Annotated in this window: 15 protein-coding genes; 8 read left to right on the top strand and 7 right to left on the bottom strand. The window is 65.5% G+C overall.

The window, feature by feature from the left end:
* Nucleotides 1-246: 246 nt before the first annotated feature.
* Nucleotides 247-1794, bottom strand: a complete 1548-nt coding sequence (locus ACRQ5Q_RS06505) for an acetolactate synthase large subunit (RefSeq protein ID WP_439396555.1) — start codon at nt 1792-1794, stop codon at nt 247-249.
* A 291-nt stretch (nt 1795-2085) separates the two neighbouring features.
* On the opposite strand from ACRQ5Q_RS06505, the gene ACRQ5Q_RS06500 reads away from it, so the two are divergent.
* Entirely contained in the window at nt 2086-2685 is a 600-nt protein-coding gene (locus ACRQ5Q_RS06500; protein ID WP_439370755.1) for a L,D-transpeptidase, read from the top strand.
* An 84-nt stretch (nt 2686-2769) separates the two neighbouring features.
* Nucleotides 2770-3585: a DUF2927 domain-containing protein gene (locus ACRQ5Q_RS06495; protein ID WP_439396553.1), complete on the top strand. Its 816-nt coding sequence runs from the start codon at nt 2770-2772 to the stop codon at nt 3583-3585.
* Nucleotides 3586-3648: 63 nt separating this feature from the next.
* Here ACRQ5Q_RS06495 and sorB read toward each other — a convergent pair whose 3' ends face one another.
* The 3 genes from sorB to ACRQ5Q_RS06480 form a co-directional block, all read right to left on the bottom strand.
* Nucleotides 3649-3957: a SorB family sulfite dehydrogenase c-type cytochrome subunit gene (gene sorB / locus ACRQ5Q_RS06490; protein WP_439370757.1), complete on the bottom strand. Its 309-nt coding sequence runs from the start codon at nt 3955-3957 to the stop codon at nt 3649-3651.
* Nucleotides 3958-3971: 14 nt separating this feature from the next.
* The gene (gene sorA, locus ACRQ5Q_RS06485; protein WP_439396551.1) at nt 3972-5171 is read right to left on the bottom strand and encodes a SorA family sulfite dehydrogenase catalytic subunit; all 1200 of its coding nucleotides are present in this window, start codon (nt 5169-5171) and stop codon (nt 3972-3974) included.
* Between the two features lie 252 nt (nt 5172-5423).
* Entirely contained in the window at nt 5424-7157 is a 1734-nt protein-coding gene (locus ACRQ5Q_RS06480; RefSeq protein ID WP_439396549.1) for an adenylate/guanylate cyclase domain-containing protein, read from the bottom strand.
* Nucleotides 7158-7454: 297 nt separating this feature from the next.
* Between ACRQ5Q_RS06480 and ACRQ5Q_RS06475 the strand changes: the two genes are divergently transcribed.
* Nucleotides 7455-8960: a glycosyltransferase family 39 protein gene (locus tag ACRQ5Q_RS06475; RefSeq protein WP_439399696.1), complete on the top strand. Its 1506-nt coding sequence runs from the start codon at nt 7455-7457 to the stop codon at nt 8958-8960.
* A gap of 61 nt (nt 8961-9021) precedes the next feature.
* Here the strand turns inward: ACRQ5Q_RS06475 and ACRQ5Q_RS06470 are convergent, their stop codons facing one another.
* Entirely contained in the window at nt 9022-10149 is a 1128-nt protein-coding gene (locus ACRQ5Q_RS06470; RefSeq protein WP_439396547.1) for a threonine synthase, read from the bottom strand.
* A 311-nt stretch (nt 10150-10460) separates the two neighbouring features.
* Between ACRQ5Q_RS06470 and ACRQ5Q_RS06465 the strand changes: the two genes are divergently transcribed.
* From ACRQ5Q_RS06465 to upp, 3 genes are all read left to right on the top strand, one after another.
* Nucleotides 10461-11717: a GTP cyclohydrolase II gene (locus tag ACRQ5Q_RS06465; protein WP_439396545.1), complete on the top strand. Its 1257-nt coding sequence runs from the start codon at nt 10461-10463 to the stop codon at nt 11715-11717.
* A gap of 7 nt (nt 11718-11724) precedes the next feature.
* Nucleotides 11725-12963, top strand: a complete 1239-nt coding sequence (locus tag ACRQ5Q_RS06460; RefSeq protein WP_439396543.1) for a URC4/urg3 family protein — start codon at nt 11725-11727, stop codon at nt 12961-12963.
* 162 nt (nt 12964-13125) lie between these two features.
* Entirely contained in the window at nt 13126-13755 is a 630-nt protein-coding gene (upp, locus tag ACRQ5Q_RS06455; protein ID WP_212348577.1) for a uracil phosphoribosyltransferase, read from the top strand.
* On the opposite strand, the gene ACRQ5Q_RS06450 is transcribed toward upp, so the two are convergent.
* A complete protein-coding gene (locus tag ACRQ5Q_RS06450) occupies nt 13756-14868 on the bottom strand; it encodes a M48 family metallopeptidase (protein WP_439370768.1) in 1113 nt (370 codons plus the stop codon).
* Between the two features lie 3 nt (nt 14869-14871).
* Entirely contained in the window at nt 14872-16026 is a 1155-nt protein-coding gene (locus ACRQ5Q_RS06445) for a YjgN family protein (RefSeq protein WP_439396541.1), read from the bottom strand.
* Between the two features lie 295 nt (nt 16027-16321).
* Here ACRQ5Q_RS06445 and ACRQ5Q_RS06440 point away from each other — a divergent pair, with 295 nt between their 5' ends.
* Together ACRQ5Q_RS06440 and ACRQ5Q_RS06435 are read left to right on the top strand one after the other, a co-directional pair.
* Nucleotides 16322-17587 carry a cytochrome P450 gene (locus ACRQ5Q_RS06440; protein WP_439370771.1) on the top strand — a complete coding sequence of 422 codons (1266 nt, stop codon included), beginning with the start codon at nt 16322-16324 and terminating at the stop codon, nt 17585-17587.
* Between the two features lie 191 nt (nt 17588-17778).
* Complete coding sequence (locus ACRQ5Q_RS06435; protein ID WP_439370773.1) at nt 17779-19053, top strand: cytochrome P450; 1275 nt, start codon at nt 17779-17781, stop codon at nt 19051-19053.
* The last annotated feature ends 329 nt before the right edge of the window (nt 19054-19382 follow it).

Genomic DNA, 19382 nt, shown 5'->3' with positions numbered 1-19382 from the left:
GAATCATGGTTGGCGATTCGACGGAATCTGAAAATGAAATTGCAAGGTTCCGACGCCCGAAGCATCAAACCCCTGCAAACGCAAAACAGTCCACAACGACAAATGCGATTCTAGCTCAATCGCTTAGCCACTCTTCACGGACGACTAGATCTTTGCGTGGGTTCGCGGCCTGCCTTGCCCCTCACCCGGATCGCTGCGCGATCCGACCTCTCCCCGCAGAAGAGCGGAGAGAGGTAAAGTGCAGACCTACATCTGGACTTCGATCAACCGCGGGCCGGGCTCGGCGACGGCCTCAGCCAGCGCCTTGTTGAACTCGTCGGCATTGGTGACGGCACGGCCGGGGACGCCCATGCCCTTGGCCAGCGCCACGAAGTCGAGCGTCGGACGGTCGAGGCGAAGCATGTCGTTGGCGCGCTGGCCGGGTTCGCCGGCGCCGACATTGTCGAACTCGCCGCGCAGGATCTGGTAGATGCGGTTGGCGAACACGATGGTGACGATGTCGAGGTTCTCGCGCGCCTGCGTCCACAGCGACTGGATCGTGTACATCGCGCTGCCGTCACCGACCATGGTGATGACCTTGCGGTCCGGGCAGGCGATCGCAGCACCGATCGAGAGCGGCGTCGAGAAGCCGATCGAGCCGCCCATGTTCTGCAGCCAGTCGTGCGGCGCCGCCGCCGCGGTCGGCGGGAAGAAGCCGCGACCGGTGGTCAGCGACTCGTCGACCATGATCGCGTTCTCGGGGATCGCACAGGCGATCGCCTGCGCGATCGAGGCGAAATTCAGCGCGCCGGTCGGCTTGACCAGTTCAGCCAAGGCCTGCGGCTTGACATCCCTGGCGCTCGCCTTCACGGCACCGGCCAACGCCTCGAGCGCCGCGACCGAATTCTCGCCCCAGGAGGTCATGCGGTGCACCTCGCAGCCCTCGGGCTTGAGCATGCTCGGCTTGTTCGGATAGGCAAAGAACGCCACGGGATCGTCTGACTCGACCAGCACGATGTGACGGAACTTCGCCAGCATCGGCAGTGCGTTCTCGATCACGTAGTGGATGCGGTCGATCGAGAAGCGGCCGCGGCCGCGCGCCATCTTCGGGCGGAAGGTTGGCCCCATCACCGTGCAGCCGGTCTTGCCCGCGATGCGCTCGGCCAGCGCCAGGCCCTGCTCGCTCAGGGCACTGCCGGTCATCAGCAGCAGCGTGCCCTCGCCGTCGCCATGCAGGATCTTGGCGGCGCGCTCGACCGCCTGCGGCGAATAGCTGGCGCGCTGCTGCTCGGCCGGCACCTCGGCGATGCCCTCGGCCTCGTTCCAGGCGGTATCGGCGGGCAGGATCAGGGTCGCGATCTGCCCCGGCGCGCTTTTGGCGGCGGCTATCGCCGCGGCGCCGTCGGCGGCGACGGATTTGGAATTCGGCGAGGTCCGGACCCAGGACGACATCGGCCGGGCCAGGCCCTCGATGTCGGAGGTCAGCGGCGCGTTGTAGTCGATGTGGTAGACGGCATGCTGGCCGACGATGTTGACGATGCCGGAATTGGCCTTCTTGGCGTTGTGCAGGTTGGCAAGGCCGTTGGCGAGGCCGGGACCGAGATGCAGCAGGGTCGAGGCCGGCAGGCCCTTCATGCGGTAATAGCCGTCGGCCGCGCCCGTCACCACGCCTTCGAACAGGCCGAGCACGCAGCGCATGCCGGGAACGCGGTCGAGCGCCGCGACAAAATGCATCTCGGAGGTGCCGGGGTTGGTGAAGCAGACGTCGACCCCACCCTTGACCATCGTCCGCACCAGGCTTTCCGCACCGTTCATTCTTTTTGCTCCCGCAACCGGCAATTTCGAGTGATCCGTCCGATCAATCATTGTTCGCAAGGCCTCGTCAAAGCAATAGGGGGCATCGCGGCCCTGCCCCGCGTAGCGATGCGTCGGTTTGGCTAACGACCCGTTCCGATGGGATCGGAACGGGTCGTTAGCAAACTGGCGGAGTTGCCGATTGGTAACGCCGTTCATTAAGCATGGGGTTCCTCACGGGGGCGTGGCTTGCGAAACCCTCGCAAATATGGCCTCTGACGTTCGTTGAATCGATTTTTTCCGGGGGAGACAATGATCCGGTTTTTTGCCGCGCCGATTGCCGCCATCGCACTTTTGACCGCCACGGCCGGCGGCGCATTCGCCGAGGAGTTCGACTCCCGCGACATCATGGGCGGCGGCCCGAGCTTCTTCCGCGGCGGCTCGAGCTTCTTCGGCGGCGGCTCGGGCCCGATCCCCCGCTCCACCGTCATGTACAACGGCCATTACGCCCCCGGCACGGTCGTGGTGAACACCGCCGAACGCCGGCTGTATCTGGTGCTCCGGAACGGCCAGGCGCTGCGCTACGGTATCGGCGTCGGCCGCGACGGCTTCCGCTGGGGCGGCGTGCACAAGATCACGGCCAAGAAGGAATGGCCGGACTGGACGCCGCCGTCGCAGATGCTGGCCCGCCGGCCCGACCTGCCGCGCCACATGAAGGGCGGCATCGAGAATCCGCTCGGCGCCCGCGCGATGTATCTGGGATCGACGCTCTACCGCATCCACGGCTCCAACGAGCCGGAGACGATCGGCCAGGCGGTCTCCTCGGGCTGCTTCCGCATGACCAATGAGGACGTCACCGACCTCTACAGCCGCGTCTCGGTCGGTACCACCGTGGTGGTGCTGAACAACTGACCGAACGGCCACAGCAGGAACCTGCAGGTCGCGTGAATTTGCGGTCTTGTGCGCGCGGCGCGAATACGGCAGCGTTGGGCAACGATGAGCGCATTGGACCTGCCCTCGGCTGCCCTTCGCATCGCCCTGCTGGCGCTCGCAGCGCTCATCTGCGTCCCTGACACCGCTACCATGGCGGCCGCGGGCGAACTCCCCGCGATCGCGTCACGCCAGCGCGTCGAGAAGAAGAGCTTTACCGACAACGAGATCGTCGAGGGTTTTCTCAAGACCGCGTTCGGCGCCGAATACCACCTCGCCGGCCGCGTCGACCGCATTCGCAAGTTCGACGGGCCGGTGCGCGTGTTCGCCGAGAGCGATCGCGCCGACCGCAAGACACAGCTGGCAAAAGTCGTCGCCGACATCGGCTTGCGCGTGCAGCATCTCGACATCGGCATGATCGACAGCAGCGAGGCGGCGAATGTGCGGGTGAAGCTGGTGCGCGACCGCGACTTCTTCCGCACCCTCACCAGCTTCTATGGCCTGGAGAAAGCCCGGGAGATCCGCTCCTCGCTCGATCCGCAATGCCTCTCCGGCTTCCGCAAGAACGACAATTTCGAGATCGAACATTCCGACGTCATCCTCACCGTCGACAACGGCGATTTCACCTTCCTCGACTGCGCCTATGAGGAACTCCTGCAATCGCTTGGGCCGATCAACGACACCACAAGCGTGCCCTGGACCATGTTCAACGACAACGTCTCGATGGGCTATTTCGACGTCTACGACCAGTACATCCTCAATTTGCTCTACGATCCCCGAATCAAGCCCGGCATGACTGTGCCGGAGGTCCAGGCCGTGCTGCCGCAAGTGCTCGCAGACGTGCGTGCGTGGGTGAAGCGGGTGAATGATCTGAAGGAGTGAGGCGCACTTACCCTCCCCAGGAGGGCCTGGAGGGAGAGGGTGAGAGAAGCCGCGTGGCGTCCCTCAATACGTCGCGGCCAGATACTCGACGATCTTGCTGACATCGGCGTCGTCGATCGGGGCGCCATAGACCTTGATCATCTTGGTCACCTCGGCCTGCCAGAAGGCCTTCTTGTCCTTCATCGGCGGCTGGGTGTTGATGTAGTCGGTCGAGTGGCAGGCGGTGCAATTGCCCTGCACCACCTCGAGATTGGGCCCGGGCTTGAACGCAGCGACCTCGTCGGGGGTCTTGTAGTTGACCGGCGCTGCGAGCGCCGAACCCATCGCGGCGGCGAGGACGAGCGTGGCGGAGATCAGAACGGTGCGCTGCATGATCATTCTCCCTCTCAGGCCACGCTGACGCGAACGGTTTCGACGACGTTGCGCAAGTAACCCGCCGGGTTCCAGCGCGGCGTATCGGGCTGGGTCTCGCCGCCGTTGCCCGTGGCGCGGACCTTGAGCTCAACGGCGCCGGCCGCGAGCTTCACCGGCAGCTTCCATTCGCGAAACGCGTATTTGCCGAGATCCTTGCCGAGCTTCGCGCTCGTCCAGGTCTTGCCGCCGTCGGTGGAGACCTCGACGTTCTTGACTCCCTTGCCGCCGTCGAAGGCGATGCCGCGCAGGGTCACAGCTCCCGCCTTCAGCTTCGCGCCATCAGGGACGCTGGTGATGAAGGATCGGATCGTGAAGCGGTTGATCGGGATCGTCGCCTTCGGCGTGGTGCCCGGCTCGATGGCGTTGTTCGGCGTATCGGGAATGCGATAGGCCGACTTCATCCAGAAGCCGTCATAGACGCTGTCGATGACGGTGATCTCGTTGAGGTGCTTGACCCAGTAAGTGCCATAAGAGCCGGGCACGACCAGGCGCAGCGGAAAGCCGTTGAGGAACGGCAGGTCCTCGCCGTTCATGCCATAGGCCAGCATCACCTCGCCATCGGTGGCGTGATCGATATCGAGCGCCTTGATGAAGTCGGGCGTCTTGTCGCTGACCGGACCGTCCATGCCGTTGAATGTGACCTGCTTGGCGCCGCTCTGCACGCCCGCCATCTCCAGCACGGCCTTCAGCGGCACGCCGCGCCAGCGTGCGCAGCCCATCGCGCCATTGGCGAGCTGGCCGCCGGCGACGCGCGGCTCGAAGAAGCCGCGGCTGTTGCCGGAGCACTGGTTGACGGCGACGATCTCGGTCGCCTTCATCTTTCTGATGTCTCTGAGCGAGAGTTTCAGCGGCTTGTCGACCTTGCCCTTGACCTCCAGCGTGAACTTATCGGGGTCGAGATTGTAGGGCAGGTCGGAGAGGTGGTAGCGCACGAAGAAGGCGTTGTTCGGCGTGAGCGGGCCGTCGTTGAATACCGCGAACGGCGTCTCGAGCTGCGGCGGACGGCTGGTGAGCCCGATCATCGGCCGCTTCTGCGGATATTTCACCAGCGGCCGCTCGCCATTGGCGAAGGGCAGGGTCACGGTGTCCAGGGCCAGCGCCCTGGTGGAATTCAGTGTGGCCGCCATGGCGGCAAGCCCCGCTCCTGTGAGCAGGTCGCGTCGATCGAACATGTGGTCTCCTCCCGGAGCTTTTCGTTGGACCGGCGGTCATCACCGCGATCCCGCGCTCATCTGTCGCAACGACTCGGATGAAGTCAATTCGTGCTTTCGCAGAAGGTCCATGTCGCTGCGTCGCAGCAAGCTGTGTTTACGCTCGTATCGACATTGCCGAGCACCAGCAGCGACGGTGGTGTGCTCCCTCGCCCGTTTCTTACGGGGGCGGGACGAGCTTCGCTCGCCCCGCAAGCGGGGAGAGGTGAAAGATCACGCCGCCACCCGGGCGCCGCGATCGACCAGCGCTGCCAGCTCCCGCGCATCCGCCACCACGCGCACGGCCATCGGCTCGTCGCGGCCGCGGATCGCGACCTCCTGCTGCGGCAGGGCGTCGTCGGCAAGGCCGGCGGTGCGGCGCACTTCCTCGGAGACGATCGCCTCGCAGGCCAGAGACTTGGTCATGTCCTGCAGGCGGGCGGCGACGTTGACGGCGTCGCCGAGGGCCGTGAACACGATGTGATCGCGGTAGCCGATGTCGCCGATGATGACCTCGCCGCCGTGAATGCCGATGCCGAAGCGGATCGGCTCGCGCAGATCGTGGCTGAGGAGCTGATTCAACTCGTCGATGTTTGCAGCGAGGCCGCTGGCAGCCTTCAGCGCCTGGCGGCAGGCCTCTTGCGGATCCGTCGACAGCCCGAACAGCGCCAGCATGCCGTCGCCGACGAACTGGTTCGGCTGGCCGCCATTCTCGATCACGGCTTGCGAGACCGCGCCGAGGAAACGGTTGACGATGAAGACGGTGTCGAACGGCAACCGCTTCTCGGCGAGCTGCGTCGAGCCGCGCATGTCCACGAACAGGCTGACGAGATAGCGCTCCTGGCCGACGCGCGCCGGCGTCGTGGCCTGGCCGTCCGCCGCCTGCGTGTGGGGCGTGAAGAGCTGGAAGAAGGAGAGGTCGCATTCCGGACGCAGCTGGCACGCAAGCCGGATCGAGGGATCGGCGGTGCCGACGCGGGCCAGCACGAAGGCCTCGCGCTGCGACGGCCGGGGCAAGGCGCCATGGTCGCCGATGATGCGGATGCGGCAGGTCGAGCAGCGGGCGCGGCCGCCGCAGACGCTGGCATGCGGCACGTTGTGGCGCAGGCTCGCTTCCAGCACGGAGAGGCCCTTTGGCACGCGCACCGTCTTGCCGTTGCCGTAGGAGAGCGCGATCATGCCGCCGCGCCGCTCGCGCCAGGCCCGCACGCCGCGCGCCGCCAGCGCCAGTCCCAGCAATCCGAAATAACCGACGGTAAGGCCGGCGGCGATGCGGTCGAGCGTATTGGCTTCGGCGACCGAGCCGAGCTGGCGACGCGTGAGATTGTGCGTACGCCATTCCCCGTCGTCGGCGTCGAGCTCGACGCTGCGGCCGCCCTGGTAGATTCCGAGCAGCGACAGCGTCGGGATCAGCACGGCAGCCGCGAGCAGATAGGGCGCCGCGCGCGTGAAGAACCGCTTCAGGCGAAGCCAGAAATAGATGCCGATGCAGCCGTGCACCCAGGCGATCAGGAGCAGGATCGTCATCTGCCAGAGCCGGCCGGGCGAGCCGATGAAGAACAGATAGAGCTCCTGCGGATAGAGCTTCTGATGTCCGTACAGCGTGTGGCCGAGCCGCACGCCGATCACATGCGTCATGACGAGGGCGGGGATGCTCAGGCCCAGCACGAGCTGCAGCGGCTCGATGGTTTTCCAGCGGAACTGCCGGCGCTGATACAGCGCGTAGACGCCGAGCCCCATATGGGTCAGCGCCGCCGTGTAGAACACGATCGCAACAGGCAGGAACTGCCAGAACAACACGTGGTAGTAGACACCGGCCCCCATGGCGTTGACCGAGATGTTGCCGAGCGCATGGTTCAGGAAATGGCTGACCACATAGGAGAACAGGATGATGCCGCAGACGAGCCGCACCTGTCGCACGCTGGTCGTGCGGACGAGTTCGGGCATGTGGACGGAAGCGGTGGCCATGATTCGGTTGTATCAGTTCATGGAGAAGAACAGCCAGCGTAGCGTTTAATTCCCCCCGCGGACAGCTAGCCCGATCACATGCGCGCGCACTTGCGGTCACCCTCCGCCGTCGTCCCGGACAAGCGCGCCCAAAGCCGCGCCAGGCCGGGACGACTCGCGGAGAGAGCCTGGCCTACATTGACTCCCCCTCCCAAGTCGGGGAAAAGCGCGCCCGTGACGATCGCTCGCGACATCTCCGAGAAGCCAGACGGCGCCGAGCGCCGTCTCATCCTCGTAGCCGTGCTGGTCATCGCGGCGATGACGCTGCTTCGCATCGTCTATGCCTCCGCGCTCGAGTTGCGCACGGACGAGGCCTATTACTGGACCTGGTCCAAGGAGGCGGCGCTCAGCTTCCTCGATCATCCCCCCGGCATCGCCTGGCTGATCCGTTTCGGAACCGCGATCTTTGGCGACACCACGCTCGGGGTGCGCTTCGGCGGCATCGTCGCGATGCTGGTGACGCAGCTGCTGCTCGCCGACATCGTCCGCCGCCTCACGCACGATGTGCGCGCGGTCGTGTTCGCCGTGCTGATGCCGGAGGCCGCGCTCTATTACGGCCTGCTGATGGCCAAGGTCGCGCCTGACGTCGCCATGATCCCGTTCGCGGTTGCGATGATATGGTCCCTGGTGCGGCTGGCGCAGAGCGGCGACGGCCGTTGGTGGCTGATGGCCGGCCTGTTTGCTGGCCTCGCGATGCTGTCGAAATTCACCGCGATCCTGTTCGCGCCGGCGGTTGCCGCCTTTCTGCTGGTGCCGGACTGGCGCCGGCGCTGGTTGCGCAGCCCCTACCCCTATCTCGCCGTGTTGGTTGCGCTCGCGGTGTTCTCGCCGGTCTCGATCTGGAACGTGCAGCACGATTGGGCCTCGATCCGCTTCCAGGGCGTGCGCGCCACCACCAATTATGGCATCTCGCTGCGGACGGTCGGCGACTACATCGGTCTGCAATTCGGCCTCGTCGGCTTCGTCATGCTGCCGGTGGTGCTGACAGGGCTCGTGCTGACCGCGTGGCGAGGCTATCGCACGCGCGATCCGGTCGCGATCCTGCTGTCGACCGCAGTCTTGGTGCCGTTTTTCTATTTCCTGGTGAAGTCGCTGACGCTCCGGGTCGGCGACACCTGGCCGATGTTCATGTGGCCGGTGGGCTTTGCCTCTGCGGCCGTGAACCTCGTGATGCTGCCGCGTGAAAAATGGTCGGCGCGGATGATCCGGTCGAGCCCGTTCTGGGCGAAGACGGCGATCGTCTCGGGCATCGCCTTCGTCGTCATCGTATTCCTCTATTACGTCGCAGCGCCCTGGAATCTGCTCGGCAAGATCGATCCGATCGGCGCCGAGGCCGGCTACGAGCAGGTTGCCGCGCGCGCGCAGGCCGCCCTCGACGAAACAGGCGCGACCTGGATCGCCACCACGGACTATCGCACCTACGCCATGATGCGCTGGCTGTTCCGGGGCCGCGTGCCCGTCATCGAGATCAACGAGCGCGGCCGCTTCCAGGATTTCCGCGATCCCGGCATGGACAAGATCAGGGGACATGCGGGAATCTATGTCGGGCGCACGCCGGACAACCGGTCGTCGCTATGGGAGAATATCCCGGCAAAACGCGAGCCGCTCGGCGAAGTCGAGCGCCGCTGGCGCGGCGTTGTGACCGACACCTATGTGATCGAGAAGCTCACCGGCTGGACCCCGGAGCTGTCGCCGCCGAAGGATTCGCCGCTGTTCCAGTGGCGCGTGCTGGCGGGGGAGTTCAAAAAGCGGAAGCCCGCCTAGGCGCCTTCTCTTCCCCCCTGGAGAGCCCTCCAGGGGAGGATAAGTGCGGCGCGTCGTGCGCCTACTGCACGAGGTCGGCGACGGTGGTTGCGGCTTTCAGACCCGTGCCGGTGAGGACCGCGACCGTGGTCTCGTTCGCCTTGATCGATCCAGCCGCGGACAGTTTGTCCAGCGCCGCGGCGGCACTCGCGCTGGTCGGCTCGGCGAACAGGCCCTGCCGCGCGAGGCGGCGTAGCGCGGCGACGATCTCGTCCTCGGTGAGCGCGACGGTGCCGCCGCCGCTCTCGCGCAAGGCTGCAATGATCTCGCGCAGGCGCAGGGGGTTCTTGATCGCGGTGCCCTCCGCAATGGTCTTGCTCACCTCGCGCGCGACGGGGGTGTCGACACCGGCCTTGAAGCTCGCATCGACCGGCGAGCAATTCTGCGGCTGTGCCGCGAACAGGCGCGGCAGCTTCGATATCTGCCCGGCTTTCACCAGTTCGCGGAAGCCGAAGGCGCAGCCCAACAGGCTGCTGCCGGCGCCGACGGGCATGATGACGTTGTCGGGGGCACGGAAGCCGAGGTCTTCCCAGATTTCATAGGCGAGCGATTTGGTGCCTTCGAGGAAGAACGGCTGCCAATTGTGGCTGGCGTAAAACGTCTGGCTCGATTGGCGGATGGCTTCGGCTTCCGATTCCTCGCGCGGCCCCTCGACCAGCTGCACCGTCGCGCCGTAAGCGCGCACCTGCGCGATCTTGGCCGGTGACGTGGAGGCCGGAGCCAGGATCTTCACCCGCATGCCGCCGGCTGCACCCAGTCCTGCCATGGAGGAGCCGCCATTGCCGGACGAGTCCTCCAGAATGGCTGTGATGCCGATCTGCCGCAGGAACGACAGCATCACCGCCGAGCCGCGGTCCTTGAAGCTGCCGGTGGGGTTGAACCATTCGAGCTTGAACAACGGGCGCAGTTCGCCCCAGGCCTGCTGGACCAGCGGCGTGCAGCCTTCGCCGAGCGAGATCGGCTTTGCGATCTCGACCGGCAGCGCCGCCCGGTAGCGCCAGAGCGAGCGCGTCCGGCCATCGATGTCATCGCGCGAGAGCCCCGCCCCCGGCGTCACCAGCAGCGGCGTGCGCTCGTCCGAACACCAGCGCGGCTGGTCGAGGGGATAGAGCTTTCCATTGCGGGGGTCGATGTAGGCTGCTGTGGGCATTGGCGGTCTCCGGGCGATCCGGTCGATATGTCCGAATATGCAGCTTTTATCCAGCCGCCTGTTTCGGGGGCGCAGCGACACCCCTTCCAAAATTCCAACAATTACATAGATATAAGGCGCATTTGGGTGCTTTTCGTCGATCCGGACGAGCAGGAGGACGCCGCTGGCCGCGCGCCACGATTAACTTGTCTGTGGTGCCTCGCCGCTACAATATGTTGGATTGAGCTTGCGTCGCCGGTGGTCTGCACCGGCAACGCCAGCGAGCCTGGCCCGTCCAAGCGGCGGGCCGTTGGCTTTTTGGGAGCCTGGACATGAGCCGCGCGAACCGTACCGACCACATCCGCCTGACCTCCCATCCGGAGCCGGGCCGGAAGGCCGCCTTTCCGATCCATTGGGGCGCCACCGACGCGCGCGCCCGCGGCCCGATCATCGGCACGGTGTCGCGCGCCGGGGATCGCAACGTGATCGGCAGCCATGGCGGGTCCTACGCGATGTACCGGGCGCTCGCGGTGTCGGCCGGCGCGCTCGATCCCATCAGGCGGCCCGATCTCACCAACACCTTTCCGGCCGCGACCATCGGACCGTTCGAGCAGTGGCGCGATCCCGCAAAGATTGTCGCGCTCGATCCCTGGGGGCATCTCGTCGCCGAAAACTTCCGCCAGGAGATCGCCGAGGGCGCCGACATCCGCCCGAGCATCGCGGTGACGCGGGCGCGCCTCGACCTGCCGGAGATCCGCGAGGCGCTGGCGACCAAGCGGCTGCGCGCCGACGGCGAGGTGGTGCATGCCAATGGCAGCGTCTCGGTGGTGAAGATCGCGATCGATCCGGTCTGGTACCTGCCCGGCCTTGCCGAACGTTTCGGCACCGGCGAGACCGAGCTGCGCCGCACGCTGTTCGAGCAGACCGCCGGCATGTTCCCCGAGCTCGTGACGCGCCCGGACATGAAGGTTTTCTTGCCGCCGATCGGCGGCACCACAGTCTATCTGTTCGGCGATGTGACGAAACTGCCGGACCATCGCACAAAAATCACCTGCCGCGTGCATGACGAGTGCAACGGCTCCGACGTGTTCGGCTCCGACATCTGCACCTGCCGGCCCTATCTGATCCACGGCATCGAGGAATCCGCGCGCGGCGCGCAGGAGGGCGGGCTCGGGCTCGTGGTCTACAACCGGAAAGAGGGCCGCGCGCTCGGTGAGGTCACCAAATTCCTGGTCTACAACGCGCGCAAACGCCAGGAGGACGGCGATGCCGCCGCGGCCTATTTCGAGCGCACCGAATGCGTCGCCGGCGTCCAGGATGCGCGCTTCCAGCAGCTCATGCCGGACACCATCCACTGGCTCGGCCTCAAGCGCATCGACCGGTTCCTGTCGATGAGCGACATGAAGTACGACGCGCTGACCTCGCAGGGCATCGACATCGTCGAGCGCGTGCCGATCCCGCCGGAGCTGATCCCCGCCGACGCCTATGTCGAGATCGCCGCGAAGAAGGCCGCCGGCTATTACTCGACCGACATCGCGCCCGAGAAGGACGTCAACGGCGTGGTCGGCCGCTCGCTGGAAAAATACTGATCGCGCGATGGCGGACGCTTTGGAACAACAGGCCCGCTCCCTGCTCCGCGCAGGAGCGGTTCGCGCGCGCGCTGGGCAGATGCTCGAGCTCGGCCTTGCTGGCGGGCTTAAACATTTCACCATCGATCTCGACCGCATGGATGGCGTTGCGGACGCCGTGCTGGCCGTCACGCGAAAAGCCTATCCGGCGCTGGATGTTCCCTTCCACGCGCGGTGGCGGCACTTCGTGCTTGGCGGCGTCGATCGCTGGGGCCAGCTTGCGGACGCCGCATCATGGCCGGATCGCGCAGCGCGGACGCGCGCCGAGTTCGACCTTGCGATCGTCAGCGTACTGCTCGATGCCGGCGCCGGCGCTGCGTGGCGCTACCGCGATGCGGTGACGGGCGAAGCCATCGGCCGGTCCGAGGGGCTTGCGATTGCAAGCCTCGACATGTTCGCGAGCGGCCTGTTTTCACACGATGCCCGCGCGCCGTTCAGGGCCGATGCGGATGTGCTGGCAAAACTGCCCCTCGCCTCCCTCACCTCCGCCTTTCAGGTCAGCGACGCCAATCCGCTGCTCGGACTCGAGGGACGTACCGACCTGCTGCGGCGCCTGGGCAAGCAGGTCTCGGAACGTGCGGACGTGTTCGGCCTGCACGACACGCCGCGGCCGGGCGGGCTGTTCGATCATATCGCCGCGCAAGCCATCGGCGGTCGCGTCGCTGCGCCCGCGATCCTGTCTGCGGTGCTGAACCAGCTCGGGCCGATCTGGCCGTCGCGGCTCGAGCTCGCGGGCGTCCCGCTCGGCGATTGCTGGCGGCATCCGGCGATCAAGGCGCACGACGGTACGGCAGGGCTCGTGCCGCTGCACAAGCTGTCACAATGGCTGAGCTACTCGTTGATCGAGCCGCTGCAGCGCGCCGGACTTGCCGTCACCGACATCGACGGGCTCACGGGGCTTGCCGAATACCGCAATGGCGGCCTGTTCGTCGATCATCAGGTGCTGCGCCTGCGCGATGCCGCGGACGCCGAGCGTGCGCATGCGGTGGATTCCCTGCTGGTCGTGGAATGGCGCGCCTTGACAGTTGCGCTGCTCGATCGTCTTGCCGAACTCGTTCGCGCCAAGCTCGGCCGCACGCCGGAGAGATTGCCGCTCGCCAGCATCCTCGAAGGTGGCACCTGGGCCGCCGGCCGCGCCATCGCGTTTGCGCGCCGCCCCGATGGTTCGCCCCCGCTCAAGGTGATCAGCGACGGCACGGTTTTCTGAACCCTGTCCCCTTGTGGGAGAGGGTGCCTCGCCAAGCGAGGCGGGTGAGGGGTTGTCTCCGCGGACACCTCTCTCATTGGAGTTCGCGGAAACGACCCTCATCCGGCGCTTCGCGCCACCTTCTCCCAGAAGGGGAGAAGGGAAAAGCAAGAGCATCCGATCATGGAAGGCGTCACGATCGTCGATCATCCGCTGGTGCAGCACAAGCTGACGCTGGTGCGGGACAAGTCCATCTCGACCAAGTCGTTCCGCGAGCTGATCAAGGAGATCGGCATGCTGCTGTGCTACGAGGTGACGCGCGACCTGCCGCTCGCGGATACCGTCATCGAGACGCCGCTGGCGACGATGCACTCGGCCAAGATCGCGGGCAAGAAGCTGGTGTTCGTGCCGATGCTGCGCGCCGGCACCACCTTCGTCGACGGCATGATGGACCTGGTGCCGACCGCGCGCGTCGCGCATATCGGCCTGTACCGTGAACCGGAGAGTTTTGCCGCGGTCGAGTATTTCTTCAAATCGCCATCGGACCTCGGCGAGCGCCTCGCGATCGTGGTGACGCCTGTCGTCGCCACCGCCAACACGGCCGTCGCCGCGATCGACCGGCTGAAGGAGCGCGGCGCCAGGGACATTCGCCTGGCCTGCCTGATCGCAGCTCCGGAAGGCCTCGAGCGGCTGCGCGGCCTGCATCCTGACGTGCCGATCTGGACGGCGGCGGTCGACGAGGGGCTCGACGAGAACGGCTTCATTCTGCCCGGCCTCGGCGATGCCGGCGATCGCGCTTACGGGACGCGATAGCTAAACCTTCCCGCTGCCGCAGATCATCTTCAGCGCCTGCCATTCCTTGTCGGTCAGCAGCGACGGACCGCTCGCGGGGCGATCTTCCTTCGTCATGCGCGCGAGCCGGTCCTCGGTCAGCGGATGGCTGGCGAGGATATTCGTCAGACCCGAGCCGCCTTCCTTGCCGGTGATGCGGAACATCAGTTCGGCCGCGGGTTTCGGCGAACGGCCGAGCTTGTGCATGATCTCGATGGCGAAGGTGTCGGCCGCGGTCTCGGCCTCGCGCGAATAGGAGGCCTCGACCACGCTGCGCGAGGCGAAGATCACCGCGGACGAGCCGGTGATGTCGCCGAACAACAGGCCGATCAGGAACGAGGTGCCGCCGTTGTAGATCAGCCCGCGCATGTTGTCGTGATGCTTGAGATGGCCGAGCTCGTGGGCGAGGATGCCGGCGATCTCGTCCGGGCTCTCGGCCTTGTCGAGCAGGCCCTTCAGCACGAACACCTTGCCGCCGGGCAGCGCGAACGCGTTCGGCACCGCGGTCGGCAGCACGCCTGCCGTCATGGAATCGTCGTCGAGGCCGGCAGCGTCGCGCAGGCGATTGACGAGCTTGGTGAAGGCGGCCTTACCCGCGGGATCTTCGCAGGAGCTGCGGCCGAAGATGGTCTTCATCTGCACCTCGGCGGCATCGCCAATGCGCCGTTCGACCGGTTTCGGCACCAGCGGCGCGAGACGGTCGGCGGCGAGCGGCACGCCGAACAGTACGACGCAGACGATGGAGGCGGCTGCCGCCACCGACCAGCCGACGATCTTCGCGATACCGCGCCGCGAGGTCTGGTGCTCGTCGAGCCGCAGGCAGCGGACGGCCACGTCAGCAGCGAGCACGGCGTCGCGGATCTCGAGCCGTGCCAACGGCGGCGCGGAGGTCGAGGCCAGGCGCAAAATCCCCGCCGGGCTGTCGGCGCGGCGGATATCGGCATAGGCCCAGCGGACGGGCGTTCCGCCCTCCTCGACGATCTCGAGCGTATCACCGAGCGTCAGCGTCACCTGCCGCCTGCGGCTGGATACGCCGTCGAAGAAGATCGTCGGCTTCGCGAACTGCGCTAGGGCCTCGGTGGACACATCACTCACAGCTCAGAATCCCGCGACATCGAGCCCGTCGGCAAAGCCTTCGCCGAGCGCGCTGGCAAGCTCGCCGCTGCCGCGCACATCCGCGGCGGCCCCGATGTTGTTCACCTGGACGGTCTCCAGCACCCTGGCCCACAGATCGCGCTGAAGATAGACGCGCATCACGATATTGACGGCAAGGGCGAGCGCGAAGTAACCGATGACCATGATCACCAGCATCGGGATGCTCCTCGCGGGATCGCCGGATCCTAACAGCTGCTCGGCCGAGAGACCGCTCAGCTGGAGGACGAGCGCGGTGGCGCCGGCGAGATAGGCGCCGAAGATCATCGAGAGCAGCACCCACCAGCCGATCACCTTCCAGTACAGGCCGTAGAACGCATTGTGCGGAAGCTCCGAGGACAGGCTGACGCCGCCGATGCGGATGCCGTCGAGCCACCAGCGCCACTCGCGCGCCTTGAACTCGGCATAGAAGAACGGCGCGAGCGGAAAGATGATCAGCGCGATCGGGCTCAGCAGCCACAGCCACCAGCCGCGCTTGAAGAAGGTCCAGCCATTGCCTTCGAAATCGCCGCGCAAATCACCGAAATGGGTGTGCCGCATCTTGTAACGTTCGAGTGAAGCCTCGCGCCAGGGCAGCGCCAGGCCGAGGGTCAGGAACACCAGCAAGCCCCACGCCATGGCGCGGAACGCATAGGCCCAGCCCGAACCGTCCATCCAGAACCGCACGCCGCGCCAGACCGTGCGGGTCAGGCGATAGCGCCGCGCGCGGAAGATCGCGAACTGGCCGAAAGCGTAGAAGCTGATGAACAGCGGCGTCGAGGCAAAGCCCTGCCAGCGCTCGAACTCGATGCCGATGAGGAAGTAGGCCAGATAGATCGGCACGAGGATCGCGAGCGCGAACAGGAAGCCGACCAGCAGCTCCTTGCCGCGACCGGTATATTCGGCCGCATCGCCGTCGATCGCGGTGTTCGACCAGAGATGACGGCGGACGTCGGTGACGAGCCAGAACCGGTAGAAACCGAAGGTGACGAGCTCCAGCATGGCACCCTTGGCGACCATGTTGAAGAATCCGGACCGAATGCCGGTGAAATCCACCCGGGTCGGCGGCAACGGCGGCGGGACCGGTTCGGAGCCGATGGGGGCCCATTGCATGTCGTTCACGGCGGCAACCTCGGGGTGCGGACCTGTGGGGGGCAAACTTATAGATCAGAGATTGGTCGATCCCCAAGATGGGCGGGTTCGATTTACCCCGTTTCCATTCGATTTTCTTGCATGATTTCATGACGAACGGCGTGCGGCAGGTCACGCTGGCGATGTCCCGCTGCCCCCCTCGCAAGGGTTGGATGTGGCAAAACTCTCCCTTGCTCCGGCGCAGACAACCGGCTGTAATTGCAAATCAAATACCGCAGCGCAGAATTCAAGAAAGACGCGCGGAAGAATGCCAGGGAGAACGGTCATGCATGGTACCATCGAGAACGCGTCCCAGCTCGACGCACTTCGCGAGCGCGCGTTGACATTGCCGCTGGAGCAATTCGATCCGGGCGATCCGGAACTGTTCAGGACCGATACGTTCTGGCCCTATTTCGATCGGCTGCGCCGGGAAGATCCCGTGCACTACTGCAAGGACTCGATGTTCGGCCCGTACTGGTCGGTGACGCGCTACAACGACATCATGGAGATCGAGACCAACCATGCGGTGTTCTCCTCGGCCTCCGCACTCGGCGGCATCACCATCCGCGACATCGACCCTGACCTCCGCCGCGAGAGCTTCATCTCGATGGATCCGCCCCGCCATGCCGCCCAGCGCAAGACCGTTGCGCCGATGTTCACGCCGACACATCTGGACAATCTCGCCATCAACATCCGCAGGCGCTCGGCCGAGTGCCTGGACAATCTTCCCCGCGGCGAGGTGTTCGACTGGGTCGACCGCGTCTCGATCGAGCTCACCACGCAGATGCTCGCGGTGCTGTTCGACTTCCCGTGGGAGGACCGCCGCAAGCTGACGCGCTGGTCCGATATCGCCACCACCATTCCCGGGCCCGACGGCCTGGTCGCGACCGAAGATGAGCGGCAGGCCGAGCTGACGGAATGCGCGGCCTATTTTTCCCGCCTCTGGAAGGAGCGTATCGAGCAACCGCCGAAGAGCGACCTGCTCTCGATGATGGCGCATGGCGCCGCGACGCGCGACATGGATGCGAAGAACTTCCTCGGCAATCTCATCCTCTTGATCGTCGGCGGCAACGACACCACGCGCAACACCATGTCGGGCTCGCTTCTCGCGCTGAGCCAGCATCCGGCGCAATATCGCAAGCTGCGCGAGAATCCTGCTCTGCTCGACAGTTTCGTGCCCGAAGTGATCCGCTGGCAGACGCCGCTGGCGCATATGCGCCGCACCGCGCTCTCCGATTTCGAGTTCCGCGGCAAGCAGATCAAGAAAGGTGACAAGGTCGTGATGTGGTACGTCTCGGGCAACCGCGACGAAGAGGCGATCGAGAAACCTTACGATTTCATCATCGACCGCGCCCGCCCGCGCACGCATCTCTCGTTCGGCTTCGGCATCCACCGCTGCGTCGGCCTCAGGCTCGCCGAACTCCAGCTCAAGATCATTTGGGAAGAGATTCTGAAGCGCTTCGACCATATTGACGTGGTCGGCGAACCGAAGCGGGTCTATTCGAGTTTCGTGAAGGGACTCGAGGCGTTGCCGGTGAAGATTGCGGCGTAGATTGGCAGCAAGATGACCCCAAACGATATCCACGAGGAAGCTGCGCCCCCTCCCCCGCTTGCGGGGGAGGGCTGGGGAGAGGGTATCTCCGCGGGCGAGAACCCCCAAGAGGATAGGACCCTCACCCGGCGCTACGCGCCGACCTCGCCCGCAAGCGGGAGAGGTTGAGCAGCAACACTGGAGCCACGACGATGAACATCCAAGCGCCGGTTAACGTGGACAAGGCCGAACGCATGCGCCGGGCGCGCGAGGAGGCCTATGCGACGCCGTTGTCGCAATTCCACCCCGGCGCGCCACGGCTGTTCCAGGACGACACGCTGTGGCCGTGGTTCGAGCGGCTGCGCAAGGAAGAGCCGGTGCATTACTGCACCAATGCGCCGATCGAGCCGTACTGGTCGGTGGTGAAATACAACGACATCATGCATGTCGACACCAATCACGGCATCTTCTCCTCGGACTCCACGCTCGGCGGCATCTCGATCCGAGACGTGCCGGAAGGCTACGACTGGCCGAGCTTCATCGCGATGGACCAGCCCCGGCATTCGGCGCAGCGCAAGACGGTGTCACCGATGTTCACGCCGACACACCTCGACGAGCTGGCAAAGCTGATCCGCCAGCGATCGCAGACCGTGCTGGACAATCTGCCGCGCAACGAGACCTTCAATTTCGTCGAGCGGGTCTCGATCGAATTGACGACGCAGATGCTGGCGACCCTGTTCGATTTTCCGTGGGAGGAGCGGCGCAAGCTGACGCGCTGGTCCGACGTCTCCACCGCGCTGCCCAAGAGCGGCATCGTCGCCTCCGCCGAGGAGCGCCGCCGCGAGATGGACGAATGCTACGCCTACATGTCCAAGCTCTGGAACGAGCGCGTCAACTCGGCGCCGCGCAACGACCTGCTATCGCTGATGGCCCATAACGACGCCACGCGCCACATGGACCCCGACAACCTCATGGGCAACATCATCCTGCTCATCGTCGGCGGCAACGACACCACGCGCAACACCATGACCGGATCCGTGCTGGCGCTGAACGAGAACCCGGAGCAGTACGACAAGCTGCGCGCCAACCCTGAACTGATCGATTCCATGGTGCCGGAGGTGATCCGCTGGCAGACGCCGCTGGCCCATATGCGGCGCACCGCGCTTGCCGATACCGAGATCGGCGGCAAGCACATCAGAAAGGGCGACCGCGTGGTGATGTGGTACGTCTCCGGCAACCGCGACGAGGAGACGTTCGACAGGCCGAACGATTTCATCATCGACCGCCCGCGCCCGCGCACCCACCTCTCCTTCGGCTTCGGCATCCACCGCTGCGTTGGCATGCGCCTCGCCGAGCTGCAGCTGCGCATCGTGTGGGAGGAGATGCTGAAGCGCTTCGACCGGATCGAGGTGGTGGGCGAGCCCAAGCGGATCTATTCGAGCTTCATCAAGGGATATGAGTCACTGCCGGTGAGGATTCCGGGATAACTCTATCCTCCGTCATTGCGAGGAGCCCTTGCGACCAAGCAATCCAGACTGTCGCCGTGGAGGGATTTCTGGATTGCTTCGCTGCGCTCACAATGACGAGGTCTTGGACGCACCTGCTCGTCACGCCCGCAGTGGCAGGCGCGGCAACCGCCAGCTATAGAATTCCGGCATGACAGCTCGCGCCGAATGCGAAGTGCGGGCTGCGTGCTGCTGCCCTAAGCATTCACTGCAGCGCTCCCTGCGCCCCCTCGCCCCGCTTGCGGGGGCGCGACGTGCTTCGCTCGCGCTGAGAGGGTTGGGGTGAACGGGAGTTTTCACGGGGACGGCGA

It is taken from the genome of Bradyrhizobium sp. PMVTL-01 (assembly GCF_051861855.1).
In the GTDB taxonomy this organism is placed as follows: Bacteria; Pseudomonadota; Alphaproteobacteria; order Rhizobiales; family Xanthobacteraceae; genus Bradyrhizobium.
Note: the sequence above shows the minus strand (reverse complement) of the source record. Positions and strands in the feature narration are given on the sequence as shown.